This is a genomic window from Geobacillus sp. ZGt-1, from assembly GCF_001026865.1.
Lineage (GTDB): Bacteria > Bacillota > Bacilli > Bacillales > Anoxybacillaceae > Geobacillus > Geobacillus thermoleovorans.
The window spans coordinates 1-1714 of sequence record NZ_LDPD01000233.1 but is presented as its reverse complement, the minus strand read 5'-3'; the positions used below and the strand labels follow the sequence as shown (position 1 = coordinate 1714).

Annotated in this window: 2 protein-coding genes; both read right to left on the bottom strand. The window is 48.4% G+C overall.

The window, feature by feature from the left end; genetic code table 11:
- Nucleotides 1–266: 266 nt before the first annotated feature.
- Entirely contained in the window at nt 267–1175 is a 909-nt protein-coding gene (locus VU18_RS16935) for a LysR family transcriptional regulator (RefSeq protein WP_014196853.1), read from the bottom strand.
- 130 nt (nt 1176–1305) lie between these two features.
- Nucleotides 1306–1714, bottom strand: a 409-nt coding sequence (gene ssuE, locus VU18_RS16930; RefSeq protein ID WP_047758648.1) for an NADPH-dependent FMN reductase, incomplete at its 5' end; no start/stop codon positions are given.

The following is a 1714-nucleotide window of genomic DNA, read 5'->3' as shown; positions in this document are numbered from 1 at the left end:
CTTTGGCGAAACGGAGAACCGCGCTTCGGCGTCCCCCTTGCAACTGCTTGGCGATATTCGGATAGTCTTCGTACGTTTGCGAACTCGTGTGATAAAGGCGAATGGTCGCTCCTTCAATGATGGGGACAACGTTTTCCTGCTCATCGAGAACAAGGGCAATGATCATCAATGTTCCCTCCATATCATTTCCGAGTAATTTTATATGTTTAATAAAAATATAAAGGAGCTGCTTCCATTTGTAAAATTGAAAAAATAGAAGTGATCGTTCAAAAAATGTGAAGATCAGTAGAGCATCTGCCAGCACATTGATCAAGCAAAAAGCGAATCCATTTTTCCGTTGCGGGGTGGCTCGCTTCACTCGTAAACATCCGTAAGATGCCAACAGTCAGTCCATCGCGAAAATCGGCGATCGGTTGTGCCACCGTTCCTGCTGGAGGAGGAGTGACAGCAATCTTCGGCACGACAGCGATGCCAAGCGAAGCATGGACATAATATTTCAGCGCCAACATGTTGCTAATCTCGGTTTTGTATAAAGGTTGAATGCCTAACTCCACCAGGCGTTTTTCCAAATTGCGTCGAAATGGGCAGGCGGCGCTCGTTACAAGCAGCGGCTCATCGGCCAAATCGCGAAGATAAACGACAGATCGTTTCGCTAATGGGTGAGAGGCGGGAGAAAGCAGCACCACTTCTTCGGAAAACAACGGTTCAAAGCTCGCTCCTGCCATGGTTTCCGGTGTTGCACAAATGGCTGCATCGATGTCTCCCCGCTCTACCATGTCCACAAGCATTTGGTTGCTATGAATTTGGATTGTAAACAGAATGTTCGGATGCTTGTCCCGAAAGGCGCTGAGCCATGCAGGAAGACGGTGACTGGCTGTCGGCTCCATCACCCCGATGCGGACGAGTCCTCTTTCGCCATCAATGCATTCTTTCAATGTTTTTTGTAAATGGTCGAAGCTTTTGAGCAAAAATTCCCCTTTCTCGCTTAACAATTTGCCTGCCTCGGTCAATTGGAACGGTTTTCCTCGCTTAATGAGCGTGATGCCAAGCTCTGCTTCTAAGTTTTTGATATGAGTCGTCACAGTCGATTGCGCGTAGTTCAACTCTTCAGCAGCTCGCTGGAAGCTTTTGTGTTTGACAACCGTTTGGAACGTTTTAATGGTGCGTAAATCCATAGGGTTTCCTTCCCTTCTTGTTCCATCTTGATGAACAGTCTTTTTCTTGTCCGATCACAAAAAAGGCAGATTGTCCTTCAGCTGAAGTCAATCTGCTTTCATCATGACAGGAAGAGTAGGTGGGATGGGGTTAGTTTGTGAAACTTGGAATAGCAAGGCGCCGAATGGCAGAACCCAACTCTGATATGCTTTCATCGAGCCGACGCGTCAGTTCTTCGGGCAACGAGTATCCGCCTTCATGGAGGCGTTTCACCCATTGATCGACAGCGTACACGCCGCTCAAAATATAGCGTGCACCCAAGGCGGACAGAACAGGTTTCAATCCGTAGTCTATCGCGAGCAAATGGGCAAGGGAGCCGCCGATGAACAACGGAAGGACGACTTTGTGCTGCAATCCCTTTTGCGGCAGCAAATCCAAGTACGCTTTCAATATTCCTGTGTAGGAGGCTTTGAAAACGGGACTGGCAATGATGATGCCATGAGACTTCTCTACTTTTTGGTTGGCGGCTGCAATGGCGGGGCTGTCAAAGCGAGCCCGC

Bases quoted from the DNA above. Each gene is read 5' to 3' on its own strand.
- VU18_RS16935 (WP_014196853.1), bottom strand. From the start codon at position 1,175: ATGGATTTACGCACCATTAAAACGTTCCAAACGGTTGTCAAACACAAA.